We start from the raw sequence: 26468 nt of genomic DNA, 5'->3' as shown, positions 1-26468 counted from the left end.
CCGAGAGACCTCTCAGCGGGTGTTGCGCTCCGCCACCGCCCTGGCTGTGTCGCTGAGTACTTGTGGCAGATCGTGCTTGCCGACGATCACTTCGAGGAATCTGATGCGATCGACATGCGCCGAGAGCCGGGCGAGTGCGTCGTCGAGCTCGCCGAGCGTGCGGGCCTGCGCGGTGACGGCGTCGGCGCCGAGAGCGCCGGGGACGGCCTGCCAGTCCCAACGGCTGATGTCGTTGTAGGCCGCGTTCCATCCGTTGATCGCTCGTTCGACGGTGTAGCCGTCGTTGTTGACGAGAACGATGACCGGGGCGAGGCCCTCGCGGGCAACGGTGCCGATCTCCTGCACCGTCAGCTGAGCCGCGCCGTCCCCGATGACCAGGACGGCGCGCCGGTCCGGCGACGCCGCGAGTTGAGCGCCCGCCACGGCGGGCAGGCCATAGCCGATGGAGGACCAGCCGGGCTGCGCGATGACCTCGACGTCGGCCGGCAGGCGCTGACCGATGAGGCCGTAGAACGCCGTTCCCTGGTCGGCGGCGATGATGTCGCCGGGTTGGAAGAAGCGGCCGAGCCGGTTCCACAGCAGGTCCTGGCTGAGCGGAGTGGAGGGGTCGGCGGCCGCGGGGCCGACGGACCGGGCGGCGTCGGCTGCGGGTGCGTCTGTGTCGAGGGCGGCCGGGACCAGGCGGGCGAGCTCGTCGAGTGCCTGGTGGAGGGTGACGCCCTCGAAGAGCTGCGCACCGACGGTGGCGTACGAGGGCTGGATGCCGATCAGACGGGACGCCTCGATACCGGTGGTGAACCCGCCCGTGTTGAGGTCGTGCTCGACCAGGCCGACGCCGATGGTCACGTCCACCTGTTCGACCTTGTGCCGAACGTCCGGCGCGGATATCGCCCCGTTGTAGACGCCGACGAACGCAGGAAGCGATTCGTCGACGACACCCTTGCCGCTGGGGGTGACGGCCACCGCCAGCCGCCCCTTGCGCAGAAGTGCGTCGAGTTCCAGCCGGACCCCGTGGCGCGCGGCCAGGGAGTCCACGAGCACGGTGACCTCGGCACCGTCGTCCAGAAGCCGGGCCGCGGCTTCGGAGAAGTCACGCACCCTGTCCCCCGCGCTTCCGCGCGCCGAACCGGTAGCGGGCGCCGGGCCGACGGCACCCCGGCGCGGCAGGCCGACCAGGTCCGAGGGCAATGCCAGGTAGCCCGGCTTCTTCTCCCGCAGCACGGTGGCGACCACCCGGTCGATCTCCTGCACCGCCATCTCCTCGGTCAGAGTCGCCGCGGCGCAGGTGACTTCCTCTGCAGCGCGCAGGAAATGGCCGTGGTCGCCGTCGAGCAGACTGTGATGGACGGGCAAGCCGCGGCGCTGGATCTCCCGGGTGGGGGCGCCGACGACATGCAGGACGGGCACGCTTTCGGCGTAGGACCCGGCAATACCGTTGATCGCGGACAGTTCGCCGACACCGTAGGTGGTGACGAGGACGGCGAAACCGTTGAGCCGCGCGTATCCGTCGGCCATGTAGGCGGCGTTGAGCTCGTTCGCGTTGCCGATCCAGCGCAGGAGGGGGTGGTCGTCGATCTCGTCGAGGAGGGCGAGATTGTAGTCGCCGGGGACGCCGAAGACATGGCGCACGCCGGCCGCGGCGATACGGTCCAGCAGATATCCGCTGATGGTGGACAGGGATTCCTGGCTCATGAGGTCCTTGCCTTCTGGAAGCGCTCAGCCCAGCAGGGGCAGCTTTCCGACAATCTTGGAAACGCGGTTGCGGGGGCCGACGATGCTGACCGCGCAGTAGTCCAGCTCCGCGCTGTCGGTGTTCTCCACGGATGCGGCGTAGTCGGTGTAGACGAGGGTGTGCTGGGCGATGGCGGGCATGTCGGCGACGAAGGTGTCGGCGTACGAGGCCGCCTTTTCGCGAATGGCACGCAACGCGGCCGGATCGGCGGCGAGTACCGAGCAGCCCACCCAGGGCAGTGCTGGGTGGACGGACCCCGTCGCGTCGGAGATGTCCGCCCCGAGCAGGCCGGGAACTCGAGCCACGGTCGGAGCCGCAGCGCAGACCGCGGCGTTCGCAGCGCGGCCCGGGGGCAGCTCGCTGTTGACGACGATCACCCACTTCAGGCGAGCCGCGCGGGTCGACAGGCTGAGGTCGATCTCGTTCGGGGCGAAGCCGACCACGGCGCCGTCGGACTGGTTGGCCGTAGCCACACTCATGGCTCGTCTCCTCATCTCGTACGGAAGATGTGCGAGATGCTAGACATGTTGACGGACTCAGTTCAATGAGACCGTACTTATGACGGACGGGTGGTTCTTTTCATGGCCATGGACGAACTTGATACGGCGATTTTGCGGGAGTTGCAGTCGGATGCACGGAAGACCAACCGGGAGGTAGCCGCAGCAGTCGGCGTGTCCCCGACGACGGCGCTCGACCGTACGCGGGCTCTGCGCCGACGGGGAATCATCCGTGGCGCGATCCTCGACGTGGACCTCACCGCGATCGGGCGCCCCGTTCAGGCACTCATCGCCGTGCGCGTCCGACCACCGTCCCGCCCGGTGATCGAGAGTTTCCGCAACTGGGCCATGGGCCTGCCGGACATTCTCCGCGTCTTCGTCACCACGGGCACCGAGGACTTCATCCTGCACGTCGCCGTTCCTGACAATGCCAGTCTTTACGCCTTCGTCATCGACCGCCTCACCGAACGCCCGGAGGTCGCCGATGTGCGCACCTCGATCGTCTACGAGCACCTCACCAACAACGGCATCAGCCCAGCGCACGGCGCCGGCTGATCGTCAGAGAGTGTCTGACGAACGGCGTCTCCAGCGGATACAGGCATCCGCGGCGGCGCCGGCAACGACGAGGCCGCTAACGGGCCCTGAAGTCCATGGCCATGTTCGACGCCGGGCAGGCCGGCGTGTTCATCTCCGCCTCGTCGGGCAGCGCCGAGCCCCACACCTCGTCCCATGCCGGACGCCCTCGCCCCGGCTGGGCCAGAGGACGCCGTCGTCGTTCGCTCACGCCGGCAACGCTCGTAACGACAGGAGCGCTCAGGCCAAGCCGGTGGACGGCCCACGGCCCGTTCAGCGGCGCGCCATGCGCAGCGCCCCGTCGAGGCGGATGACCTCGCCGTTGACCATGGTGTTGGCGACGACGTGGTCGACGAGGGCGGCGCATTCCTCCGGACGTCCGAGCCGAGGCGGGTGAGGTACAGCCTGGCTCAGCGCCGGGCGCGCCGGTTCCGGCAGCGCAGGTACCTCGCCTACCTGCCCGAGAGTCCGGTGATCGACTGGGCTGCCACCGACTCGGCGCCTGGGTCCGAAGGGGCCGGCCGATGGGCGGTGGTGCCTTGCCGGAGTCAGGTGGTCTGCAGGTTTCGTCAGCGGGTGCGCTTCGGTGCCGCCCAGCCTGACTTGGCCGGCCGGCAGGGCGCCTGCATCTCGCCGGTTGGGCAGGCAGGCCGGTGAGGGGGCCGCGCAGGGGATTCCCCCGGCATGGGTGTGGGCGGGGTTTGTTCGGGCCGGCCGGTGGTGCTGGGTGCGGCTACCACGCGGCCAGTGAGCCGTCGGTGTTGCGCCAGACGGGATTGCGCCAGCGGTGGCCGCGTTCGGCGGCGGCGCGAACTGCGTCCTCGTCGATGGTGATGCCGAGACCGGGTGCGGTCGGGCGGTCGATGTAGCCGTCGCGGAACGTGAAGGGTGTGGTGTCGGCGAGGTAGTCCAGCAGGCCGCTGCTGTCGCCGTAGCCGATGCCCAGTGCTTGTTCCTGGATGAGGAAGTTGGGGATGGCGAAGTCGAGTTGGAGGCTGGCGGCGAGGGCGATCGGGCCGAGCGGGCAGTGCGGGGCCACCAGGACGTCGTACGCCTCCGCCATCGCGGCGATCCGGCGGGTCTCGGAGATGCCGCCGGCGTGGCTGATGTCGGGCTGGGCCACGGCGATGCCGTCGGAGAGCACCGAGCGGAAGTCCCAGCGGGAGTAGAGCCGTTCGCCGGTGGCGATGGGGATGGAGGTGGAGCGCACCACGGCGCCGAGGTCCTGGGAGAACTCCGGCAGCACGGGCTCTTCGACGAAGAGCGGCAGGAGCGGCTCCAGGAAGGGCAGGACGCGGCGGGACATCGCACCGCTGAACCGACCGTGGAAGTCCAGCGCCAGGTCGCGGTCCGGCCCGATCGCCTCGCGGACCGCACTCACGCCGGCCACGATGGCATCGATCGCGGCGGGCGTGGCGAGCGGTTCCAGCTGGCCGCAGGGGTTGAGCTTGACCGCGGTCATGCCCTTGGCGACCTGCGCGGCGGCCGACTCGGCCAGTTCCTCGGGGGTTTCACCGCCGACCCAGCCGTAGACGCGCACCCGGTCGCGCACGTGGCCGCCGAGCAGTTGGTGGACCGGGACGCCGTGGGTCTTGCCTGCGATGTCCCACAACGCCTGGTCGATTCCGGCCAGGGCACTGTTCAGGACGACTCCGCCCCGGTAGAAGCCGCTCTTGGCGAGCACCTGCCAGTGCTCCTCGATGCGGGCCGGATCCTGGCCGACGAGGTAGTCGAACATCTCCTCGACGCAACGGGCCACGGTCTGGGCCTTGCCCTCGACTATGGGCTCACCCCAGCCGGAGATGCCTTCGTCGGTGTCGACGCGGAGGAAGAGCCAGCGCGGTTCGACGAGGAAGATTTCGTATCCAGTGATCTTCATGGGAGGGACCTCCGGGTCCTGTGCTGTGTACGGCCTGATGCGGGGCCGGGGGCTCGGTGAGGGTGAGTCGGGCGTGATCGCAGCGGGCAGGGCGGATTTTCGCCCGGACCGGGTGAGGCGGGTGCCTACTCCTGGGAGCTGATGCTGCGGCCACCGTCCACGAGCAGGTTCTGGCCGGTGACGAAAGCGGCGTCCTCGGAGGCGAGGAAGGCGACGGCGGCGGCGATGTCCTCGGGGGCTCCGAGCCTGCCGACGGGGGTGCGCGCGGCGGTCTGCGCCTTGTACTCCTCGGGCACCTCGGCCCACAGGGCGGTGACCACAGCTCCTGGAAGGACGGAGTTGAACCTGATCCGGCCTCCGTACTCGACGGCCAGCTGGCGTACGAGGGCGTCGATCCCGCCCTTGGCGGCCGCGTACGCGGGGAAACCCTTGAAGCCGATGACCGCGTGCACGGACGAGGTGATCACCACAGAGCCCCTGGCCGTGCTCAGCAGAGGCACGGCGGCCCGGACTCCGTAGAACACGGAGTCGAGGGAGAGCCGCAGCTGGTCGTGCCAGCAGGCGTCGTCCAGTTCGTGTGCCGCTCCGGGCAGGTTGCGTCCGGCGTTGAGGTGGAGCACGTCCAGGCGGCCCGTCCATGACTCGGCCTCGGCGAGGGCCGCGGCCCACTCCCCCGGCGAGGTGACATCGAGGCGCCGGTCGCGCGCCCGTCCGCCCCCGCCGCGGATCTCCTCGGCCACGCGTTGCGCGCCTTCGGCGTCCACGTCGGTGACCATGACGGACGCGCCCTCGGCCGCCAGCCGGTGGGCGGTTGCCGCACCGATACCGGAGGCGGCCGCGGTGAGCAGGGCGGTACGGCCGGTGAAGCGAGCCGGTGCGGCGACGGTCATGGCGTTCCTCCTGGTTCTGCCGGTCTGGCCGTGGAGCCGCGCAGCATCAGCAGCGGCTCGGTCGGTACGACGACGTCTCCTGTCGGCTTGCCCTCGATGGTGGCCACCAGGGCATCCACCGCGGCGGTCCCCAGCTCGTGCAGGGGCATCGCGACGGTGGTCAGCGGCGGATTGAGGTGCGCGGCCACCGGCAGGTCGTCGTTGCCGACCACGGAGACGTCTTCCGGGATCCTGAGGCCGAGGTCCCTGATCGCGGCCATGGCGCCTATCGCCTGGGCGAGCGAGCTGGTGTAGAGGGCGGTGACGGGTGGGCGTCCGTCGCCGTCGGCGGGGCGCAGCAGTTCCCGCGCGGCGGATCCGCCGCCGTCCTCGGTGAAGTCCCCGGACGCGACGGGCGCCGCGTCCAGCCCGAGTATGTCGGCATACCGGAGAAATGCCCCTTTGCGGACCTCACTGGGGGTGATCCCGGGGGGACCCGCGATGTGGCCGATCGAGCGGTGACCGAGGCCGTGCAGGTGGTCGAGTGCCGTCACGCTGGAGCGGGCGACGTCCATGGTGACGTTGCGGCCGGATCCCTCGACCGAGCGGTTGAGGAAGACATGGGGGACCGCGCTGCGGCTCAGCGCGTCCAGTAGGGGGTGACCCGGGCGGGCCGAGGCGATGAGCAGCCCGTCGACCCTGCCTTCCTGGACCAGGTCGTGGAAGGACTCGTCGGCCTCCTGCCCGTCGAAGTCCTCGGCCAGCAGGGAGAGGTAGCCCAGTTCGCGGGCTCGCTGGTAGGCGCCGCGGGCGATGGTGACGTAGGTGGGGTTGGCGAGTGCGGGGATCAGCAGGGCCAGCGCGTGGGTGTTGGCTCCGGCCAGTGCCCGGGCCCCGGAGTGGGGCCGGTAGCCGAGAGCCTCGGCGGCCTCATGGACGCGGCGGCGCGTCTCCGGCCGTACGGACAGGTCCTGGCGGCCGTTGAGCACCTTGGACACGGTGGCCTTGGAGACCCCGGCCGCGTGTGCCACATCCACGAGCTTGGCCCGGACGGGCTGTTCCGGCACGTGCTCCCCCTCTTCGGTGGGCGTTGCCCCGGTCCGCTGTGCGGGACCCAGAGTGACGCGTTCTGGCCACTTGACACTTTCTGGAAACGCAACTTAACGTTCGCGAAAGTTTCAGTCAACCGGTTTCCTCAGGCCGGAATAAGCGATAAGTCTGACCAGAACCCCAGAAATCGGTCATATCGTTTTGACTAGATGTCGGCCACAGTTGACTCCCCGTCAGCCGTGGCCGGGGAGTCGCCCTCGGGTCTCACCGCGCACACGACCACCGTCGCACTCGCGGTCCCCTGACACCCGTGCGCCCACTGTCCACGCAGACAGTTGCGCCCGGCCCAGGGCATCTCGCACCACCCCCCAGCAAGCCGGTACACCACCGGCCGCCGTGCTCACCCGCTCACTTCTCGCGGCAGCCCCTCATGCCGCCATGGACTTCGCCCTACGTTCCGCAGCCGCCGTACGTCCTCGCAGCCGCGCACCTCTCGCGACCGCGCACGTCCCGCCACGAAAGGCAATCACCATGCCCATGTCCACATCCCTCGACAGACGGCGTTTCCTCGCCCTCTCCGCCGGAACCGCGCTCGCCGCGACCGGGGTGTCCGCCTGCGCCGGCTCCGTCAGCAACGGCACAGGGGGATCCGGGGGCGGCAAGACGACGCTCACCGTGATGACGGTGCAGAACGAGTGGGACAAGAAGACCCTCAAGGCCGCGGAAGAGGCGCTGGGGATGCACCTCAACGTCATCACCTGGGACGCCACCAAGCTCAACGCCATGCTGGCCGCCAAGAACCCGCCGGACGTGGTCCGCGGCTTCGGCGCGACCGAGACCCCGTACTTCGCCGCCCGCGGTCTGATGACGGACCTGGACCCGTACTTCGCCAAGAGCTCCGTGCTGAAGGACTCGGACCTCGACCCGGTCAACGACGTGTGGCGCTACGACGGCAAGAAGCAGGGTGCCGGACCGCGCTACGGCATGGCGAAGGACTACTCCCAGGACTCCATGTTCTGGTACCGCACCGACATGTTCGAGGCCGCCAAGCTGGACGCGCCCAGCGCGACCGAACCGGTCTCCTACGACGAGTGGCTGGACCTGGGCGAGAAGCTGGTCAAGCGCCGCCTGGGCAAGGTGAAGGTGTACGGCCTGAACGCCACCGGCATGGGAGTCTTCCCGCAGCTCATGGGGATGACCGCGTCGGCCGGCGGCAGCCTGTTCGCCGAGGACCTGGCCACGGTGGACTTCTCCTCCCCCGAAGCGCTCAAGGCGCTGCGGTGGTACCTGGACTACGCCAAGGCCGACATAGGCCCGAACGTCGTCAACCCCAACCCGGACGGCTGGGACGGTCCGACCTACCAGGCCAACCGGATGGCGATGAGCTGCAACGGCTACTGGTTCGGCGGACTGATCGGCTCCGACCCCAAGCTCGCCGAGGTCTCCCGCTTCGCGCCCGCCCCGCAGTTCGGCGGCAACCGCGTCAGCTCCTGCTTCGGCGCCACCGGCTTCTGGATCCCGAGGGACGCCAAGAACAAGGACGCGTCCTGGAAGTTCTTCGAGTGGTACTTCGGCGGCAAGCCCGCCCAGGAGCGCGCGGCCAGCGGCTGGGGCATCCCCTCGCTGAAGTCGCTGCGCGCGAACATGCCGCAGACCAGCACCTTCCAGAAGCAGGCCTTCCAGGTCCAGGAGCAGGAGCTGCCGCACTTCTCCGTCATCAGCTTCACCCCGTACGCCCAGCAGGCCGCCCTGGAGGGTGTGCTCAGCAAGGTCCTGCCGGGTGCCGTGAAGTCCGGGACGTCGGCGGGCAAGGTCGCCGACACGCTCAACTCCCGGATGAACGAGCAGCTGGCCCAGGGCAAGGAGCTCGTGGGGTGAGCACCGATCAGATCACCGCGCCGGGCGCGCAGTCTCCCTCCGGGGAGACGGCCGCCCGGCCCGGGCCCCGCGCCACCGCGCGCGCCGGTCGCCGACGCACCTCGCTGACCACCCGCCGGGCCATCTCCTTCTACGTGTTCGCCGGACCCTGGGTGCTGGGCTTCCTCACCCTGACGGCCTTCCCGCTCGGTTACGCGCTGTGGCTGAGCCTGACCAACTCCGACGGACTGTCGAACAACTCCCGCTTCGTCGGCCTGGACAACTACCGGGAGGTCCTGACCGACCCGGAGACGATGTCCTCCCTGGCCCGCACCGGTGTCTTCACCGCGATCACCGTGCCGCTGAGCATCGCGGCGGGGCTGCTGCTGGCGGTGCTGGTCAACCAGCCGATCCGGGCCCGCGGGCTGTTCCGCACCCTGCTGTACCTGCCCGCGGTGGTGCCGCCGGTCGGTGCCGCCCTCACCTTCAAGCTGATCTTCGACCGGGACTCGGGCGCCGCCAACGGCGTCCTCGACGCCCTGGACATCAACGGTGTTGCCTGGTTGATGGACCCCTACGCCCGCTGGGTCCTGATCACCCTGATGCTGTGGGGCTGCGGCAACGCCATGATCATCTCGCTGGCGGGGCTCCAGGACATCCCCAAGGAGCTCCACGAGGCCGCCCGCATGGACGGGGCGAACGCCTGGCAGTCCTTCTACAAGATCACCGTCCCGATGCTGTCTCCGGTGCTGTTCTTCCAGGTCATCACCGGCATCATCGCCGCCGTACAGAGCTTCCTGCCGCTGCTCATCTCCCTCGACCCCACCCCCAGGGGCGTCTCGGCCGTCCCCGAGGGCAACTACCTGTTCATGATCCACGTGTTCGCCCAGTACTTCGCCAACGGCCGCTACGGATACGCCTCGGCGATGCTCTGGGTGCTGTTCCTGATCATCGTCGCGATCACCTTCCTCATCTTCAGGCTCAGCAAGGGCGCGGTCTTCTACTCCGTCGCCCCGGAGCCGGACAAGCCTTCTCGGCCGCGCACGATCGGAGGCAAGTGATGGTGTTCCCCCGCAGAAGTGCCGTCTACGTGTTGCTGGTCGGCGCCGTGGTCCTCTTCCTCGGTCCGTTCGCCTGGCTGCTGGAGACCGCTCTGAAGGCTCCCTCCGAGCTGCGCGCGCTGCCCATCCACTGGTGGCCGCACCACCCCGGCCTGGGCAACTTCCGGGAAGCCCTGACCGAGATCGACTACCTCGGCTATGCCCGCAACTCCCTGACGATCGCCACCCTTTACGCCGTCCTGGTCACCCTGGCCTCGGCGTGGGCGGGCTACGGCTTCGCCCGTCTCCAGGCGCCCGGCAAGCGGCTGATCTTCTCCGTTCTGCTGTCGACGATGATGCTGCCGCAGGTCCTCACCCTCATCCCGACCTATCTGCTGTTCGCCAAGATCCACCTCACCAACACCTATGTGCCGTGGGTGCTGTGGGGCCTGTGCGGCGCCCCGTACCTGATCTTCCTGTTCCGGCAGTTCTTCTCGAACATGCCCAAGGAGCTGGAGGAGGCCGCGATCGTGGACGGCTGCGGGCAGATCCGTATCTTCTGGCGGATCTTCCTGCCGCAGTCCTGGCCGGTCATCGCCACCAGTCTGATCCTCTCCTTCAGCTGGACCTGGGGCGACTACATCGCGCCGGCCCTGCTGCTGGACGACGCCCACACCACGCTCGCGGTCAAGCTCGCCTACGGCTACGTCAACGCGCACGGCTCGCCACTGCCGAACCTGGTCGCCGCGGGCGCCGTGATGTACGTCGTGCCGGTGCTGGCGTTGTTCCTCATCGTGCAGCGGGGCTTCGTCACCAGCGCCGCCACCTCCGGGCTGAAGTGATGTCCCCGCTCCGACGCACGCGCTGATCCGCCCCTGCGACGCATTTCAGATCCGCGTCACCGACGCTCCTCTCATCCGCGTCACCGACGCACCCGCCAGCAAAGGAACCCGCATGACCGACACCCAGGGAATCATCAACTGCCCCACGGCGGTGGGGTCATGACGGAGCGTCCGGCTCTCACCCCGCAGCTCGGCCGGACACGGGTCATGGCCATCCTGAGGTCGGCCGACGCCTCCGGGCTGCCCGCCGTGGCCCGGGCGCTCGTGTCCGGCGGGGTCACCTGCCTGGAGATCACCCTGACCACGGCCGGAGCGCTCGACGCGCTGGCCGCCGTCCGGGCGGAACTCGGCCCGGACGTCGCGGTCGGCGCGGGCACCGTGATCACCGGCGACCAGGCCAGGGACGCCCTGGCGGCGGGAGCGGAGTTCCTGGTCGCCCCCGTCGTCGACACCGGCGTCGTCCGGAACGCGGCCGACCGGGGCATCCCGTGCTACCCGGGCGCCTGGACACCGACCGAGGTGTCCCAGTCGTGGCAGGCGGGGGCCGCCGCCGTCAAGCTGTTCCCCGCGGGCACGGGCGGCCCCGCCCATCTGCGCCAACTGCGGGCCCCACTGCCCGACATCCCGCTCGTCGCCGTCGGCGGCGTCGGCATCGACGAGGCACGGGACTACCTGGACGCGGGCGCCTGCGCGGTCGGTATCGGCTCCCCGCTGTTGCGCGGGGCGGACCGGGACCCGACTCCGCAGGCACTGGACGCCCTCACCGCGAGGGCGCGCACCCTGCTGGACGCGGTCCGGGCCACCGCGCGGGCCGGGGAGGCGAGCACGTGAACGCCTCCTCACCTCCGTCCGGCGAGCCCTACCTCGTGACCGTCGGCGACGTGCTGGCCGTCATGGCCGCCCGGGAGCCCGCCCCCTTCATGCTCGGCACGACACTGCGCCTCGGGATCGCCGGCGCCGAGTCCAACGTCGCCATCGGGGTCTGCCGACTCGGCGGATCCGCCACCTGGATCGGCCGGGTCGGCGACGACGAACTCGGCGACCTCGTCCTGCGAGAACTACAGGCCGAAGGGGTCACCACCGTCGCCATCCGCGACCCCGCCCCCACCTCCCTGCTGCTGAAGGAGCGCCGCACCTCCACCCACAGCCGTACGCGCTACTACCGCACCCACACGGCCGGAGCCCGGCTGACCGCCGACGACATCCCCGAGCACGTCGTCGCGGGGGCGGCGGTCCTGCACATCACGGGTATCACCCCGGCGCTCGGACAGGGCCCCGCCGCGGCCGTGGTCCGGGCCGTGGACATCGCCGCCGACGCCGGCGTGACCATCTCGCTGGACGTCAACTTCCGTTCCCTGCTGTGGAGCGAGGCCGAGGCCCGGGCGACGCTGCTGCCTCTGCTGCGCAGGAGCGACCTGGTCTTCGCCGGACCGCACGAGGCCGCTCTCGTGGTGCCCGACGCCGACGGACCGGAGGAACTCGCCAAGGGCATCTGCGACCTGGGACCCGGCGGGGCCGTGATCAAGCTCGGCGCCGACGGGGCGTACGCCCTCCTCGACGGCCTGTCGCACCGGCAGCCCGCCATGCCGGTCCGCGTGCACGACACGGTGGGCGCCGGAGACGCGTTCGCCGCCGGGTACCTCGCCGAACTGCTCGCGGGCGAGCCCCCGGAACAGCGGCTGAGGACAGCGGCCCTCCTCGGCGCCTTCGCGGTGAGCACTGCCGGCGACTGGGAGGGCCTGCCCCGGCGCTCCGAACTGGAACTGCTCGACCACCACGACGACATCGTCCGCTGAGACCTGATCCACCGACCTGCTCGATGAACCTCCCAGGACCACCCATGCACACAAGCTCCCTCACCGGCGCGATCCCCGTCCTCACCGGCTCCTACACCCAGGACTCCGGTGGCGACGGCCCCGGCATCGCCGCCCTGCGGATCGATCCCACGACCGGACACCTCTCGTACGACGAGGTGGAGCCGCTGCCCGTGAGCGGGGCCTCGTTCCTGGCGGCGCACCCGTCGCTCAGCGTCGTCTACAGCACCAACGAGACCGAGGCCGGAACCGTCAGCGCCGTCGCCCGCGCCGACGACGGCACCTTGTCCCCGCTGGGCAACCCGATGAGCAGCGGCGGAGCAAACCCCTGCCACCTCACCGTCCACCCGGACGGAGAGTGGCTGCTGACCGCGAACTACGGCAGCGACACCGCCCCGGGCACGGTCGCGGTGCACCGGCTCGGCGCGGACGGACAGCTCCTTGAACCGACCGATCTCGTCGTCCACCACGGGTCGGGACCGGTCGCCGGACGGCAGGAGGGCAGCCACGCCCACCAGGTACTCGTCGACCCGGCGGGCCGTTTCGTGCTGGCCACCGACCTGGGGGCGGACGCGGTCTTCACCTACCGGCTCGACACCCGCACCGGAACCCTGGAACGGGTCGCGGTGAACCCGATGCACGCGGGATCCGGACCCCGCCACCTCGCCTTCTCCCCCGACGGTGACCTGGTGTTCAGCGCCGACGAACTGTCATCGACCGTCACCTGCCACCGATACCACGCCGCCACGGGCGTCCTGACGGCCCTCTCCTCCGTACCCGCCACGACAGCCGAGGACGTCGTCAACCAGCCCGCGGGAATCGTCGCCTCGCCCTGCGGACGCTTCGTGTGGGTGACCAACCGGGGCGCGGACACGGTCGCCGCGTTCCGACTCGCGGGCAGCGCCCTAAAGCCGCTCGGCGAGGTCCCGGCCGGCGGCACCTGGCCCCGCGGCCTCGCTCCGGTGGACGGTCATCTGCTCGTCGCCAACCAGCACAGCGGCTCACTCGCCGTCCTGCGTGTCCTGGACGACGGAACCCTGACCCAGCCCCACCCACCGGTCTCCGCCCCGTCGGTCGTCTGCGCCCTGGCGCTCTGACTCTCCCCGTACCTGTTCGAAAGGCAGTCATGTCCCACCCCGGCACCACCCCCGCGACGTTCACCCTCGACCCGGCCTTCGCGGTCGGCAGCGTCAACCCGCGCCTGTACGGATCGTTCGTCGAGCACATGGGCCGCTGCGTCTACACCGGCATCTACGAGCCCGGCCACCCCACCGCCGACGCCGACGGCCTGCGCCAGGACGTCCTGGAACTGGTCCGGGAACTCGGCGTCACCACCGTCCGCTACCCCGGCGGCAACTTCGTCTCCGGCTACCGCTGGGAGGACAGCGTGGGCCCGCGCGAGGAGCGGCCCACCCGCCTGGACCTGGCCTGGAAGTCCACCGAGACCAACGAGTTCGGCCTCGGCGAGTTCATGGAGTTCTGCGGCAAGACCGGCATGGAGCCCATGATGGCCGTCAACCTCGGCACGCGGGGCGTGGAGGACGCGGTACGGCTGCTGGAGTACGCGAACCACCCCGGCGGCACCGAGCTCTCCGACCGGCGAATCACCGACGGCGGCAAGGAGCCGTACGGCATCCGGATGTGGTGCCTGGGCAACGAGATGGACGGCCCCTGGCAGACCGGGCACAAGACCCCCGAGGAGTACGGCCGCCTTGCCGCCGAGACCGCCCGCGCCATGCGGCAGGTCGACCCCGGTCTGGAACTGGTCGCCTGCGGCAGCTCCAGCTCCTCCATGCCGACCTTCGCCTCCTGGGAGTCGACGGTCCTGCAGGAGACGTACGACCTGGTGGACTACGTCTCCCTGCACGCCTACTACGAGGAGATCGACGGCGACCGCGACTCCTTCCTGGCGTCCGCCGTGGACATGGAGCACTTCATCGAGTCGGTCGTCGCCACCTGCGACCACGTCCGCGCCCGCCTGAAGGCGGACAAGCGGATCAACCTCTCCTTCGACGAGTGGAACGTCTGGTACCAGCAGCGGCCCAACCCGCACGCCGTGGAGGAGTGGCAGCAGGCGCCGCGCATCCTGGAGGACGTCTACACCGTCACCGACGCCGTGGTCTTCGGTTCGCTGCTCATCGCGCTGCTGCGGCACGCCGACCGGGTCACCTCCGCCTCGCTCGCGCAGCTCGTCAACGTCATCGCGCCGATCATGACCGAGCCCGGCGGCGCGGCCTGGCGGCAGACCACGTTCTACCCCTTCGCGCAGGCGTCGGCGTACGGGCGCGGCCGGGTGCTGCGCGTCGAGGTGGACAGTCCGACGTACCCCACCGCCCGCTTCGGTGAGGTACCGCTGCTGCACGCCACCGCGGTGATCGACGACGAGACCGGCGACATCACCGTCTTCACGGTCAACCGCAGCCAGACGGACACCCTTCCCCTGCAGGTCGACCTGCGCGGCGTCGACGCCCACACCGTGGTGGAGCACCTCGTCCTGGCCGACGGCGACCCGGAGGCCGCCAACACCGCGGACCGGCCCGACCGTGTCACCCCGCAGGCCGCCACGGGCACGGCCGTCACCGACGGCGTCCTGCACGCCGAACTCGAGCCGCTCTCCTGGAACATGATCCGCCTGACGAACCGGTCCGCCTGACGGCCTTGACGAGCCGACCGCCCATGGGCCACCGCCGACACCGGCTCATGGGCGTGCCGGGCCATCCACATCACCGCCGCACACCGGTGTCCTGGGACACCGTCGTACTCACTCCTGGGAAGAACCAATGACAGCCGTTGCCCGACCCCTGTTCCGAGACCCCGTGCACGACGGCGCGACCGACCCCACCGTCATCTGGAACCGGCACGCCCGCGAGTGGTGGATGTTCTACACCAGCCGTCGCGCCGACGCGCCGCCGATGAACGACGTGAGCTGGGTGCACGGGAGCGACCTCGGGATCGCGTCCTCCTCGGACGGCGGGGCCTCCTGGCTGTACCGGGGAGTCGCCGAGGGGCTGGACACCGAGCCAGGACGGCACACCTACTGGGCCCCCGAGATCATCGACGACGGAACCGAATATCACATGTTCGTCAGCGTGATCCGCGGTGTTCCGACCCAGTGGGCCGGCCATGCACGCGTGATCCGCCACTACACGAGCCACGACCTCTTCTCCTGGACCTTCCGGTCCACCCTGTCGCTCTCGTCCGACAGAGTGATCGACGCCTGCGTCCTGCGGCTCCCCACGGGCGGTTACCGCATGTGGTACAAGGACGAGGCCGACCACGGGCACACCTATGCGGCGGACAGCGACGACCTGACGCGGTGGACGGCTCGGGGACCCGCGGTCGAGTGCTCGGAGCACGAAGGTCCCAACGTCTTCGAGCTCGACGGCAGTTACTGGATGCTCGTCGACGAGTGGCACGGCCTGCGCGTTCTTCACTCACGGGACCTGGAGACATGGGAGCCGCGAGGACTCGTCCTCGATCGTCCCGGACACGGCCCCGACGACGGCTCGTACGGCTTCCACGCCGACGTCGTCACCAGTGAACTCGGCGCTTTCGTCTTCTACTTCACCCACCCCGGGCGATCCGACGACAGCCCCGGTCGACAGCCCAGCGATCACGACGAGCGCCGAAGCTCAATCCAGGTCGCCCGTCTGCGGGTGAACGGAGACACGCTTGTGTGCGACCGCGACGAAACGCTGGAAGCACCCATCCTGCCTCTCGAAGGGCCGGTCCGGTGACGGCGATCCGGGGAGCGACCGCGAGAGCCCGTCGCGCAGGGATGATCCCGTTCGTCGCCGCGCTCCTGCTCGCCACCGCATGCCGAGCGGAAGCGCCGGCGGACTCCGGTGTGACCCTGCTCGACGGGCACCGGATCTCCCTCTCCGGCCCGACCGTCGTCTCGGCCCTACCCGTCGACGACCAGGGCGACGTCCACGCGGCGGCAGCGCGCAGCCAGATCCCCTCGCTCAAGAGCGTGGCGCTTCAGTACCCCGACGTCCGGGTCCTCGTCACCGACTCGGACGGGCACACGACCGACGCCGCCCTCCAGAACTTCGCGGCGAACTGGGCCCTCCCGCCCGGCCTCGTCATCGCCGCGGACTCCGCCTCCGTGAGCGCGCAACTGCCCACGGACGGACAGCTCCACACCCTGCTGATCGGAGCCGACGGACACGTCGTCGCCGAATGGTCGAACCAGGCCGCTCCGACGCAGGCCATCGTCGCCGCACTCCGCAAGGTCACGGCGAGCTCCTCCACCCCTTCCGACAACGTCGTACGGAAAGAAGCATCATGAGACAAGTCGCAGAGATACGACGACTGTTCGCAGGCGCGGTCGTCACCATGCTGCTCGCCTGCGCCGCAGTGGCCCTGACACCGGCCGTGCCGGCCCACGCAGCAGGCTCGGCCTACTACGTGGACTGCTCGGCGGCATCCAACGGAACCGGAACCTCCTCCTCGCCGTGGAACTCGCTGGCGGGCCCGAACGCGACGACGTTCGGCCCCGGCGACCAGTTGCTGTTCAAGCGGGGGACGACCTGCACCGGCCTGCTGCACCCGCTGGGCTCGGGCAGCGCGTCAGGCGGATCGATCACCATGAGCGCCTACGGCACCGGCGCCCTGCCGGTCATCGCCGGGGGCGGCGGCACGGACGCGATCTACCTGTACAACCAGGAGTACTGGGAGATCTCCGATCTGGAGGTGACCAACACCGGCGCCGTGAAGGGTGCGAACGCGCGACGCGGCGTCTACGTGGTCCTCGAGAACTTCGGGACCGGAGATCACTACAAGATCAGCAACCTCAACATCCACGACGTGAACGGCAACCAGTCGAAGGAGGTCGACGGCAGCGCCGGAATCCTCTTCTCCGTTATCGGGACCAGCACCCCCAGCGCGTTCAACGACGTCGACATCGACGGCAACACGGTGGCCAACGTCGCCCGCAGCGGTATCAACATGTCCAGCACCTGGCTCTGCCGGCCGTCCATCGGCTGCAACAACCCGGTGTGGACGCCCTGGACCGGTGTAGTCGTCCACAACAACACCGTCCACGACACGGACGGCGACGGCATCGTCGTGCAGATGTCGCAGAACGCCCTCATCGAGCACAACGTCGTCTACAACGCGGCGAAGGCCCCCAACGCGGCGAACGCCGGCATCTGGGCCTGGGACTCCGACGGCACCGTGATCCAGTACAACGAGGCGTACGGAACCCAGAAGAACACCGGGAACTCCGACGGCCAGGGCTTCGACGTCGACTACGGGCAGGACGGCACCGTCGTCCAGTACAACTACAGCCACGACAACGCGGGAGGGTTCATCCTCTTCTGCGGCTGCGGCGGCGGATCACACCTCGCGAGCAACGCGGTGGTCCGCTACAACGTCAGCGAGGACGACCGTCTTCGCGCCATCACCATGGACGGCTCGCAGGACTCCGCGTTCTACAACAACACGATCTACATCCCGTCGGGATCCACCGCCAACGTCCTCGAGGTCACCGGCGCCTGGAACGACCTCACCCTCGCCAACAACATCATCTACAACCTGGGCAGCGGCGGTTACGTCTACACGTCCGGCCAGCCGGCCTCGAACTTCGCCTGGCGCAACAACCTCTTCTACGGCAACCACCCGGCCAGTGAGCCCTCCGACCCGGGGAAGATCACGGCGGATCCGCAGCTCGCCTCGCCCGGGAGCGGCGGCACGGGCATCGGCAGCGTCGCGGGCTACCAGCTGACCGCGTCGTCCCCGGCCATCGGCGCGGGAGTCGTCGTCCCCAACAACGGCGGCAAGGACTACTGGGGCTCGACCGTTCCCACGACCTGCGCACCCGACATCGGCGCCGACCAGTTCAGCACTCCCTCCGACTCGACCTGCCTCGCCAACGAGAACCTCGGCTTCGAGAAGGGGTCGACCTCGGGGTGGAGCGCGTGGAACTCCGCCTCGGTGGTGAACTCGGGCGCCCACTCCGGGACTTACGCGGCGCGAGTCGGGCCGTCGCCCGCCTCGCTCGAACAGTCCGTCCCCGTCGCGCCTCGGACGACGTATCGCGTCTCGGGTTGGGTGAAGTCGGCCGTCGCCGGCGAGGTCATGAACGTCGGCGTCAAGAACACCGGCGGTCTGGAAACGGTGGCGAGCTCCAGTGGCACCGCGTGGACGTTCGTCTCCGCCGACTTCACCACCGGGGCGACGAACAACACCGTCCGGCTGTACTGCTACAAGAGTTCGGGTACGGGGAACGGCTACTGCGACGACATGGCCGTCACCCCCGTCAGGAACTACGCGATCAACGGCAACTTCGAGTCCGGCCACACCGTGCCCTGGCGCAACGGCGACTTCTCGCTCACGAGCACGGCGGCCAACGGCAACGCAGCCGGGCTGGCCAACGCGTCCCTGAGCTCAGGCTCCCTGTTCCAGATCGTCACCGGCCTCACGCCGAACACCACCTACCGGCTGACCGGCTCCCTCGCGAGCCAGACCGCCGGCACCACGACAGCACTGGAGGCCAAGCTCTACAACGGCAGCGCCGTCGCCAGCGCGTCGACCACGTCGAGCACGTACTCGAAGCAGTCGACGACGTTCACCACGGGCGCGAGCGTGACCTCCGCCCGTATCTACTGCCACCTCGTCTCCGGAAGCGGAGACGGCTACTGCGACGAAATCACCCTGACCCAGCAGTGACCGACAGCGTGGGCGTCCCGCACGGCCAACACCGTGCGGGGCGCCCACGTGCTCCCCGTGCCGATGTCTTTTCACGCGACTCAACAGAGAGGTCACTGACCATGGGAACGTCAGGACGTCAGGAGCGGCCCGGCCTGCCCGCAGTCGCTCGCCCGGGAGCGCTGTCCCGGCGCGGGGTCCTCAAGGCAGCGGCGGTCACGGCGGGGGCCGCAGCACTGGGCCTCGCCGGCACGCAAGAGGCCCACGCGGCGGACGCCGTCATGACCGCCACGTCACCGGACGGCAGCAACAAGATCACGGTGTCCCTGGTCGGCGGAGCGCTCTCCTGGTCGGTCACACGCGCCGGCGCGGCGGTCGTCGGCACCTCGGTGCTCGGGCTCGTGATGAGCGACGGCACCACGCTGGGCGCCGCGAACACCGTGGTGACCAACTATCAGCACTGGACCAAGGACAGCACCTGGACCCCGGTGTACGGGCGCAGCGCGACGATCCGCGACCACTACCAGGAAATGCGCTGGAACCTTCAGGACAGCGGCAGCGGCGTCACCTTCGGCATCCAGATACGCGCCTACAACACCGGAGTCGCGCTGCGCTACACGCTGCTCGGAACGGGCAAGGCCACCATTTCCGACGAGCTGACCAGCTTCGTGTTCCCCGGCGGCACCCTGGTCTACAGCGCCCGGGACGAGAGCGTGTACACCCCCGTCGTGCCGGACGCGATCCCCTCCACCGGCACCTCCGGCACGGACGTCGGCCCCCTGACCGACATGCCCCTCCTGGTCACCCTGGCCGGCGGGCTGCGTGCCTGCATCTGTGAGTCCTCGCGCGTGAACTACCCGCGGGGGATGCTCACGTCGGTCTCCGGGCAGAGCAACACCCTCAAGACGTACCTGATGAAGAAGACCGCCCGCGGCAGCGGCCCGGTGCAGACCACCTCGACCGTCACCACGCCGTTCGCCACGCCCTGGCGGGTCCTCGTCCTCGGATCCTCCGACGCCGACCTGGTCGACAACGCCGAACTGGTGCTCAACCTGGCCCCGGCGGGCGCCCTGACCGACACGACATGGATTCGGCCGGGCAAGGTGTTCCGCTGCAACCTGACCACCGCCGCGGGAATCGCCGGCGTGGACTTCGCCGTCGCCCGCAGCCTGGACTACGTCGAGTACGACGCGGGGTGGTACGGCCCGGAGTTCACCACCACCGACGCGACCGCGGCGATCCCGGACATCGACCTGCCCACGGTGATCGACCACGCCACGACGAACGGCATCGGCGTCTTCCTCTACGTCAACCGTCTGGCCCTGACCGACCCGGACACGCTGTTCGCCCTCTACAAGAGCTGGGGCGTGGCCGGCATCAAGCTCGGCTTCATCAACGACGGCACCCAGACCATGACCAACCAGATCATCGCCTGGGCCAAGACGGCCGCAAAGTACAACCTGCTGATCGACATGCACGACGACGTGCGGCCCTTCGGCTACGAGCGCACCTACCCCAACTGGATCAGCCTGGAAGGCGTCCGGGGCAACGAGCAGTTCCCGACCGCCACCCACAACGTGACCCTGCCCTTCGCCCGCAACATCGGCGGCCCGATGGACTACACCATCTGCTACGGCCAGTCCCGCGACCAGACGACCAACAACCACCAGATGGCGATGGCAGCGGTGTACTACCAGCCGCTCAACTTCGTCTACTGGTACTCCACACCGTCGTCGTACGCCACCACCGCCAACTGGCCCGGGCTGTCGTGGTTCGACGCCGTGCCCACCACCTGGGACGAGAGCAGGACCCTCACCGGTTCGATCGGCGAGTACATAGCGGTCGCCCGCCGCAGCGGCGCCACCTGGTTCCTCGGCGCGATGACCAACGAGACCGCCCGCACCCTGTCGGTCCCGCTGGACTTCCTCGACAGCGGCGTCAGCTACACCGCCACCGTCTACGCGGACGGAACGGCGGGAACCACCCCGCACGCCACGCCCACGGTGGTGAGCACCCGGACCGTCACCTCCTCGACGACTCTGAGCATGGCGATGACCAGCGCGGGTGGTCAGGCGGTCATCCTCCAGCCGAGCTGACGCCCCGCCAACCGGGCTGTCCCGTACGGGACCCGGCGGGCGCGGGGCTCCGGCAGGCGCTCGATCGAACGCGGTCAGCAGGGCACCATGCCCGGCGTCGAGCCGCGTTTTACAGGGGTTGTCGAAGTCGACGACGTTGACCTGTGCCTGTCTGTCGGAAGACCTCGGTGCGGGCACCCTTCATCGAGCGGCCTCACGGCCGTCGCGCCCGCCCGTGCGAGCCATCGATCGCGGCGTCGTCCAGGTCCAGCAGGTCCGCGGCGGCCCGCAGCTCGGTCAGCCGCACGTGTGCACGTGCGGCCCGCTCCCGTGGTGAAGGAGGTCACCGAGGAGGGAAAGGAGCTCGTCTCCTCGATCACCAGCGGCCTCTCTTCGATGTTCCGACCGCTGCCTCGTAAGTCGTCGCGGGCTGTCCCGGGCCCGTACGGCAGTTGCCGGCAGGCTATCGGGCACTTGATGAACCTCACCCTCCAACTTCGGTTGCCATTGCAGCTTCTGACGGGCTGTCGGACGGCATTCACCGATCCTTCACAGTCTCCAGCACAACCCTCGCAAGGTGTGGCACAGATCACGAAACATCGGCGAAGAATGTCGCTTTGTGCCTGCTTCTAGGCACTCGACCTGGGTGTCACTTCATGTTGATATGACGACGCGGATGACGATTACCGATACGGGGGGCCTCTCGCTTCGAGAGGTACGGGACTGCTTTCCACAGGAGTTGGGTGCATACCCAGCGGAGCGATGTCGATATCGCGTTCCTGCGCACCCCAATCTCACGCCCGGTGATGAACATCCGGCCGTCGTCGACGAACTTGGGGGATGCAATGAGGAAATACGGCAGAACGTCCGCGCAACCGCGGCACAGGCGGCTAGCACTGCCTGCACTGGGCGCGGCCGCGGTCGGTGCCCTGGCTTGGATCACGGTGACCACGGGCCTGCCCGGCGGGGCGTCGCAGGAGGCGAACCCCGCCGCACTGGTCGCGGGGGAGAACCCCGGTTACGCGGTGGAGGACTTCAACTACCCGCTGGCGGACAAGATCCTGGCCGAGAAGAACATCGTCCTCAAGCGCGGTGACGGGCACATCACCCTGGCCGACTGCGCGAGCGGGACCGGTCTGCTGGAGATCATGGCCCGCGACAAGGCGGACAAGATCTGTTTCAAGGTGGTGGGCGACTCAGGCTGGCTGACCCTGGAGATCCCCGCGGTCTACGCGGTCAAGGGCAACGACTACACGACCGCGGTCGACATGAGCGTGGGCACCGAGGAGAAGTCGTTCGACATCGCCAAGAATTCCTGGACGCCGGTGGGTGAGGCCGCGGACCCGGACGGCCGCGATCACATGCTCGTCGAGATCAGGTCCTCCAAGTAGCCCCAGGTCGACACCCGCCATGCTCACCGCTGCGCGGTCCGGTGCCCCACAGGCCGCGCGGCCCTCGTGACTAGGAATCCACGTTCATGCATGTCTCCAGACGCCCCCGTCTCGCCGCGTTGGCCGCTGCGCTGGTCGCGGCCCCCGTCGCGCTGAGCTCCGCCGACGCCACCGCGCTCAACGGAGCGGACGCCCCGGCGCAGTTGAACTACGTCGCGAAGATCAACGTCGGCGAGCAGAGTGCCTGCACCGGCACCCTCGTCGACCCGCAGTGGGTCCTGACCGCGGCCACCTGCTTCGCCGCGGACGGCAAGCCCCCCGCGGGCAAGCCCGCCGTCACCACCACCGTCACCGTCGGCCGCACCGACCTGACGCAGACCAGCGGCAGCGTCCTGCCGGCCATCCGGCTCGTCCCCCATGCCGACCGGGATCTGGTGCTCGTCAAACTCGCCGCCAGGATCACCGATCCGAGCATCACGCCGGTCCGGCTGGCCACCACGCCCGCCGCCGCGGGTGAGGAACTGGTGAAAGCCGGATTCGGACGCACCAAGACCGAATGGGTACCCGACAAGCTCCACACCGGTACGTTCGCCGTCGCCTCCACCGCGGACACGACAGTGGACCTCAACGGCTCCGACACCGCGACCGTCTGCAAGGGCGACGCCGGCGGCCCCGCCCTGCGCACCGTCAACGGCACCACCGAACTCGTCGCCGTCAACTCCCGCTCCTGGCAGGGCAGATGTCTCGGCATCGACGCCGCCGAGACCCGCACCGGGGCCGTCGACACCCGGGTCGACGACATCAGCGACTGGGTCACGTACGCGATCTCCCGCAACCCGGACGACCTCACAGGTGACGGCAAGGCCGACCTCGCGGCCATCAAGGACGACGGCGTTCTGTGGATCTACCCCGGCACCGGAAAGGCGAGCGGCAGCACCTTCGGCACCCGCTACCAGGCCGGCACCAGCTGGCAGAGCCAGAACGCCGTCACGGTCGGAGACGTCAACAACGACGGCATCGGCGACCTGCTGTCCCGTCAGGCGTCGGACGGCACGCTGTGGGTCTACCCCGGCACCGGAAAACCCGGCATGGAAGCCTTCGCCACCCGCTACCAGGTCGGCAGGAGCTGGCAGACCCAGGACGTCACCCGCACCGGGGACTTCAACACCGACGGGCTCACCGACGTACTGACCCGTCAGGCGTCGGACGGAACATTGTGGGTCTACCCCGGCACCGGAAAACCCGGCATGGAAACCCTCGGCACCCGCTACCAGGCCGGCACCGGCTGGAAGAGCCAGGACATCATCACCACCGGCGACCTCAACAACGACGGGCGCCCCGACGTGCTGTCCCGTCAGGCGTCGGACGGCACGCTGTGGGTCTACCCCGGCACGGGAAAGGCGATCGGCGGTTCCTTCGGTACCCGCTATCAGGTCGGCAGGAGCTGGCAGAGCCAGAACGCCCTCCGCACCGGGGACTACAACGGTGACGGGCTCACCGACGTGCTCTCCCGCCAGGCGTCCGACGACACGCTGTGGGTCTACCCCGGCACCGGAAAGCCCGGGATGGAAACCCTCGGCACCCGCTACCAGGCCGGCACCGGCTGGGGGCCCTACCGCATCATCTGAGTGGCCGGGATGATCTCGATCCCGCCGCCACCGCGACGAGATACGCGGCGAAGGCCGCGGTAGTCCGAGACGGTTCTCCGAGTGATCTCCGCTCGGAGAACCCTCTCGGCGTATTCACCCACCAGGCCACCTCAAGCCGAATTCCGCAGCAGTCACCGAGTGTGCCGGACTGCGGTTGCGACAGCCTCGATCAGTCCGGGGAACCGACGGCCCAGGTCCGCCTGTTCCCGGAGTCGCGCTGATGGCCAAGGCCCGCCTCACGGAACACACGCCAGCGATGGGTGCGGCTCGAGTCGACGGATCGGCCAGACCGTCCACACCCGGACGGCGGCAGCTCGGCACCGCAAGGAGCGCTCCGCCAGCTGCTTGGATTCTCGGCCCTCGACCAGCGGCTGGTCATCGCCGAGGACTGGCACGCGGAGGACTGACTCGAGGACGCCGAGTCGGTCGACACGTAGGTCAAGGCAGAGATGGGCCGCGCTGCGGAGGATCAGCTCGCTCAACCAGCTCATTTGGCACCCCGGAGCGTGGAAGGAAACGGAACCGGAGAGCCCCCGGAGCGTCGACGGAGTCGAGTGGAGTCAACACCGCCGACGACCGGGGGCTCTGTCCCATCGCCATCCCCTGACCTGCCCAATTCACCCTCACAACACAGAGGAAGGAGACTCAGCCATCACTTGCTGGACAAGGCCTCAGCCCTTCGGGGCGATCGACCCGGTTCAGGCATTCGATGACAGGCCGAGATATGTACCGTTGAGTGCCCCGAACGAGTTCACCTGGCTGCTCTCTGCGAGGGTTGTTCCGAAGCAGACCGACCAGGAGTTCGCCCCAACCCCCGAGGACGGGCACTTCCAATCGCCCAGGTGCGTGCCCGAGGCGGTATACAGATCCATACGCGCTTCCGCGCCATAGAGGCTGGATTGGTTGTTGCGCACGATCACCGCTGCCTGGACCCCGCTGCCGTTGGACGACCTGATCGCACAGGCTTGCGCGATCACGCCGGTGGCGATCGTCTTACTGGCGGCACAACGCCACGTGCTGGAGCTGGAAGTGATCGGGTTTGTGTTGCCGTAGGCACGCCAGGCACCGGCCGCGGCCGCAGCGGGAACGGCGACAGTGGAGCCGACCCAGGAGCGCAGGTCGTCCATACGGGTGCTGACCGCGCCGGTCTGGGTCACGGCCGGATCGATGCCGAAGCAGCCTCCCTGCCAGGATTTGCTGCTGACGGCGACCAGCTCGGCCTTGCCGCCGGCCAGGCGCACGGCCGGGCCGCCGGTGTCGCCCATGCAGACGCTCGCGCCGTTATCGCCGGTGGTGGCGACCGTCTCCGCGGCGACCGAGTCGACGGCGAAGGTGCCGCTGTGCAGACGCAGCGGGGCCCATTCGGCGGCGGTGCGGCCGTAGCCGGCCACCGTGAGCTTTTCGCCGGGCGTGGCCGCAGTGGCGGCCAGACTCACGGGTGTGATGGTGGTGACGGGGCGGCTGAGCCGCGCCAGGACGGCGTCCCGTGACGGGTGGGCGACGAGTTCCACAACCGTGCGGGTCTCGCCGCCGGAGGTCGTGAGATCGGTGCGGCCGATGGTCGCGGTGGTCTTGAGCTTGGGCGCGCCGGTGGGTATGGCGAGGCTCGCGTCCGGGTCGTCGGCGAAACAGCTCGTGGCGGTGAGCAGCCAGTACGGGTCCACCAGGGCGGCGGAGCAGGCCTTCTGGCCGTCGCCGAGTTCGAGGCGGGCGGTGAACGCGAGCGTGCCGTCGACCGCGGCGGTGCCGGAGACGGCGTTCGCGGGGGCGGCGCTCAGCGCCAGCAGCGCGGCGACGAGTGGTGCGGCGAGGCGTGTGGTGAATGCTCTGGTGAAGGGGACGAGGCGATGGCCTCTGAGGTGTCGCATGACCTTGGTTTCCTTGGTGGGAGACGTGTGGCTCACGCGCTCGACGGGCCCCCGCAGGGACGGAGCCGAGGCGCCGGTGAGGGTGCTGCTTGGCGGATCTGAGCTCGGCGCGCCTGTGCTCGCGTCGCTCCGGGTCCGCGCTCGCGCCCACCGCCGTCCACTCCGATACGTGGTGTCCACGAGTCGGCATCGGTGTGTCCGGCGGGCGCGCGGGGGGTGCGGTGTCGTGGTGCCGGGCCTGTCAGCCTGGCGCACGGTGTGCGGCCGCGAGGGAGCGGCCGCACCCCCCGTGGCACGGGCTTCCAGGTTTCCGGTGTCGTCGGTGGTGATGAGTTCCGTGGAGACGTGGCCCCGGGCACCCGATGTGGCGTGCCGTGGAAACTCCAAGTCCCCGGGCGGGACCACGTCTCACGATGTCAGTGCGATCTACACGTGGTCAGGCGACCTTGGTTCGGTCCCAGGCCCGGGATTCGGTGCCGTCCGCGGTGGCCGTGGCCGCATGGCGCCAGAGGGATCGCTCTCGTCAGAGGGTGATCATCACGGTGCCGCCGTCGAAGTAGGTGCCCATGTTCTTGCGGACGGCGACCTTGCCGTCCGCGATCGTGTGGACGAACAAGTCGGCCTTGCCGTCACCGGTGGAATCGCCGAAGCGGAGGCGGCCCATGTCGGTACCGGTGACGA

21 protein-coding genes and 1 pseudogene are annotated in these 26468 nt (G+C 69.4%); 14 read left to right on the top strand and 8 right to left on the bottom strand.

Going from position 1 to position 26468, the window contains the following annotated elements; translation table 11 throughout:
• Positions 1–12: 12 nt before the first annotated feature.
• Together ABZT02_RS35245 and ABZT02_RS35240 are read right to left on the bottom strand one after the other, a co-directional pair.
• Positions 13–1692, bottom strand: coding sequence for a thiamine pyrophosphate-binding protein (locus ABZT02_RS35245; RefSeq protein WP_356025025.1), 1680 nt, complete (start codon positions 1690–1692; stop codon positions 13–15).
• A 24-nt stretch (positions 1693–1716) separates the two neighbouring features.
• Positions 1717–2211, bottom strand: coding sequence for a DUF2000 domain-containing protein (locus tag ABZT02_RS35240; RefSeq protein ID WP_356025023.1), 495 nt, complete (start codon positions 2209–2211; stop codon positions 1717–1719).
• A gap of 102 nt (positions 2212–2313) precedes the next feature.
• Here ABZT02_RS35240 and ABZT02_RS35235 point away from each other — a divergent pair, with 102 nt between their 5' ends.
• On the top strand, positions 2314–2784 hold the full coding sequence (locus ABZT02_RS35235; protein WP_356025020.1) for an Lrp/AsnC family transcriptional regulator: 471 nt from the start codon (positions 2314–2316) through the stop codon (positions 2782–2784).
• Between the two features lie 76 nt (positions 2785–2860).
• On the opposite strand, the gene ABZT02_RS35230 is transcribed toward ABZT02_RS35235, so the two are convergent.
• The 5 genes and pseudogenes from ABZT02_RS35230 to ABZT02_RS35210 form a co-directional block, all read right to left on the bottom strand.
• Entirely contained in the window at positions 2861–3013 is a 153-nt protein-coding gene (locus ABZT02_RS35230) for a hypothetical protein (RefSeq protein ID WP_356025018.1), read from the bottom strand.
• 62 nt (positions 3014–3075) lie between these two features.
• Positions 3076–3240 (bottom strand): annotated as a pseudogene (locus tag ABZT02_RS35225) (3-hydroxyacyl-CoA dehydrogenase); the annotation flags it as partial.
• Positions 3241–3535: 295 nt separating this feature from the next.
• Positions 3536–4681, bottom strand: a complete 1146-nt coding sequence (gene dgoD, locus ABZT02_RS35220; protein WP_356025016.1) for a galactonate dehydratase — start codon at positions 4679–4681, stop codon at positions 3536–3538.
• 125 nt (positions 4682–4806) lie between these two features.
• On the bottom strand, positions 4807–5571 hold the full coding sequence (locus ABZT02_RS35215; protein ID WP_356025014.1) for an SDR family NAD(P)-dependent oxidoreductase: 765 nt from the start codon (positions 5569–5571) through the stop codon (positions 4807–4809).
• A complete protein-coding gene (locus ABZT02_RS35210; RefSeq protein WP_356025012.1) occupies positions 5568–6617 on the bottom strand; it encodes a LacI family DNA-binding transcriptional regulator in 1050 nt (349 codons plus the stop codon). The genes ABZT02_RS35215 and ABZT02_RS35210 overlap by 4 nt, the downstream gene beginning before the upstream one ends.
• Before the next feature lie 514 nt (positions 6618–7131).
• Between ABZT02_RS35210 and ABZT02_RS35205 the strand changes: the two genes are divergently transcribed.
• The 13 genes from ABZT02_RS35205 (at position 7132) to ABZT02_RS35145 (ending at position 23898) form a co-directional block, all read left to right on the top strand.
• Positions 7132–8478 carry an extracellular solute-binding protein gene (locus ABZT02_RS35205; RefSeq protein ID WP_356025010.1) on the top strand — a complete coding sequence of 449 codons (1347 nt, stop codon included), beginning with the start codon at positions 7132–7134 and terminating at the stop codon, positions 8476–8478.
• Positions 8475–9518, top strand: a complete 1044-nt coding sequence (locus tag ABZT02_RS35200; RefSeq protein ID WP_356025008.1) for a sugar ABC transporter permease — start codon at positions 8475–8477, stop codon at positions 9516–9518. Before ABZT02_RS35205 ends, ABZT02_RS35200 begins: the two co-directional genes overlap by 4 nt.
• The gene (locus tag ABZT02_RS35195) at positions 9518–10339 is read left to right on the top strand and encodes a carbohydrate ABC transporter permease (protein ID WP_356025005.1); all 822 of its coding nucleotides are present in this window, start codon (positions 9518–9520) and stop codon (positions 10337–10339) included. The genes ABZT02_RS35200 and ABZT02_RS35195 overlap by 1 nt, the downstream gene beginning before the upstream one ends.
• A 159-nt stretch (positions 10340–10498) precedes the next feature.
• Entirely contained in the window at positions 10499–11170 is a 672-nt protein-coding gene (locus ABZT02_RS35190) for a bifunctional 4-hydroxy-2-oxoglutarate aldolase/2-dehydro-3-deoxy-phosphogluconate aldolase (protein ID WP_356025003.1), read from the top strand.
• Positions 11167–12135, top strand: coding sequence for a sugar kinase (locus ABZT02_RS35185; RefSeq protein ID WP_356025000.1), 969 nt, complete (start codon positions 11167–11169; stop codon positions 12133–12135). Before ABZT02_RS35190 ends, ABZT02_RS35185 begins: the two co-directional genes overlap by 4 nt.
• A 44-nt stretch (positions 12136–12179) precedes the next feature.
• Positions 12180–13250 carry a lactonase family protein gene (locus tag ABZT02_RS35180; protein ID WP_356024997.1) on the top strand — a complete coding sequence of 357 codons (1071 nt, stop codon included), beginning with the start codon at positions 12180–12182 and terminating at the stop codon, positions 13248–13250.
• A 29-nt stretch (positions 13251–13279) separates the two neighbouring features.
• Positions 13280–14806: an alpha-N-arabinofuranosidase gene (locus ABZT02_RS35175; protein WP_356024995.1), complete on the top strand. Its 1527-nt coding sequence runs from the start codon at positions 13280–13282 to the stop codon at positions 14804–14806.
• A 127-nt stretch (positions 14807–14933) separates the two neighbouring features.
• Entirely contained in the window at positions 14934–15890 is a 957-nt protein-coding gene (locus ABZT02_RS35170; RefSeq protein ID WP_356024993.1) for a glycosyl hydrolase, read from the top strand.
• Between the two features lie 41 nt (positions 15891–15931).
• Positions 15932–16444: a hypothetical protein gene (locus ABZT02_RS35165; protein ID WP_356024991.1), complete on the top strand. Its 513-nt coding sequence runs from the start codon at positions 15932–15934 to the stop codon at positions 16442–16444.
• The gene (locus ABZT02_RS35160; protein WP_356024988.1) at positions 16441–18825 is read left to right on the top strand and encodes a carbohydrate binding domain-containing protein; all 2385 of its coding nucleotides are present in this window, start codon (positions 16441–16443) and stop codon (positions 18823–18825) included. Before ABZT02_RS35165 ends, ABZT02_RS35160 begins: the two co-directional genes overlap by 4 nt.
• 101 nt (positions 18826–18926) lie before the next feature.
• Positions 18927–20900, top strand: a complete 1974-nt coding sequence (locus ABZT02_RS35155; protein WP_356024986.1) for a glycoside hydrolase family 97 catalytic domain-containing protein — start codon at positions 18927–18929, stop codon at positions 20898–20900.
• A gap of 824 nt (positions 20901–21724) precedes the next feature.
• Entirely contained in the window at positions 21725–22270 is a 546-nt protein-coding gene (locus ABZT02_RS35150) for a hypothetical protein (protein WP_356024983.1), read from the top strand.
• An 86-nt stretch (positions 22271–22356) separates the two neighbouring features.
• The gene (locus ABZT02_RS35145; protein ID WP_356024980.1) at positions 22357–23898 is read left to right on the top strand and encodes an FG-GAP-like repeat-containing protein; all 1542 of its coding nucleotides are present in this window, start codon (positions 22357–22359) and stop codon (positions 23896–23898) included.
• Positions 23899–24617: 719 nt separating this feature from the next.
• Here the strand turns inward: ABZT02_RS35145 and ABZT02_RS35140 are convergent.
• On the bottom strand, positions 24618–25823 hold the full coding sequence (locus ABZT02_RS35140; RefSeq protein ID WP_356024978.1) for a S1 family peptidase: 1206 nt from the start codon (positions 25821–25823) through the stop codon (positions 24618–24620).
• Positions 25824–26468: the final 645 nt, after the last annotated feature.

The organism is Streptomyces sp. NPDC005402, assembly GCF_040606575.1.
Taxonomy (GTDB): domain Bacteria; phylum Actinomycetota; class Actinomycetes; order Streptomycetales; family Streptomycetaceae; genus Streptomyces.
This window is presented reverse-complemented; position numbering and strand designations above follow the sequence as displayed.

Bases quoted from the DNA above. Each gene is read 5' to 3' on its own strand.
- ABZT02_RS35245 (WP_356025025.1), bottom strand. From the start codon at position 1,692: ATGAGCCAGGAATCCCTGTCCACCATCAGCGGATATCTGCTGGACCGT.
- ABZT02_RS35240 (WP_356025023.1), bottom strand. From the start codon at position 2,211: ATGAGTGTGGCTACGGCCAACCAGTCCGACGGCGCCGTGGTCGGCTTC.
- ABZT02_RS35235 (WP_356025020.1), top strand. From the start codon at position 2,314: ATGGCCATGGACGAACTTGATACGGCGATTTTGCGGGAGTTGCAGTCG.
- dgoD (WP_356025016.1), bottom strand. From the start codon at position 4,681: ATGAAGATCACTGGATACGAAATCTTCCTCGTCGAACCGCGCTGGCTC.
- ABZT02_RS35215 (WP_356025014.1), bottom strand. From the start codon at position 5,571: ATGACCGTCGCCGCACCGGCTCGCTTCACCGGCCGTACCGCCCTGCTC.
- ABZT02_RS35205 (WP_356025010.1), top strand. From the start codon at position 7,132: ATGCCCATGTCCACATCCCTCGACAGACGGCGTTTCCTCGCCCTCTCC.
- ABZT02_RS35195 (WP_356025005.1), top strand. From the start codon at position 9,518: ATGGTGTTCCCCCGCAGAAGTGCCGTCTACGTGTTGCTGGTCGGCGCC.
- ABZT02_RS35190 (WP_356025003.1), top strand. From the start codon at position 10,499: ATGACGGAGCGTCCGGCTCTCACCCCGCAGCTCGGCCGGACACGGGTC.
- ABZT02_RS35180 (WP_356024997.1), top strand. From the start codon at position 12,180: ATGCACACAAGCTCCCTCACCGGCGCGATCCCCGTCCTCACCGGCTCC.
- ABZT02_RS35175 (WP_356024995.1), top strand. From the start codon at position 13,280: ATGTCCCACCCCGGCACCACCCCCGCGACGTTCACCCTCGACCCGGCC.
- ABZT02_RS35170 (WP_356024993.1), top strand. From the start codon at position 14,934: ATGACAGCCGTTGCCCGACCCCTGTTCCGAGACCCCGTGCACGACGGC.
- ABZT02_RS35165 (WP_356024991.1), top strand. From the start codon at position 15,932: ATGATCCCGTTCGTCGCCGCGCTCCTGCTCGCCACCGCATGCCGAGCG.
- ABZT02_RS35160 (WP_356024988.1), top strand. From the start codon at position 16,441: ATGAGACAAGTCGCAGAGATACGACGACTGTTCGCAGGCGCGGTCGTC.
- ABZT02_RS35155 (WP_356024986.1), top strand. From the start codon at position 18,927: ATGGGAACGTCAGGACGTCAGGAGCGGCCCGGCCTGCCCGCAGTCGCT.
- ABZT02_RS35150 (WP_356024983.1), top strand. From the start codon at position 21,725: ATGAGGAAATACGGCAGAACGTCCGCGCAACCGCGGCACAGGCGGCTA.
- ABZT02_RS35145 (WP_356024980.1), top strand. From the start codon at position 22,357: ATGCATGTCTCCAGACGCCCCCGTCTCGCCGCGTTGGCCGCTGCGCTG.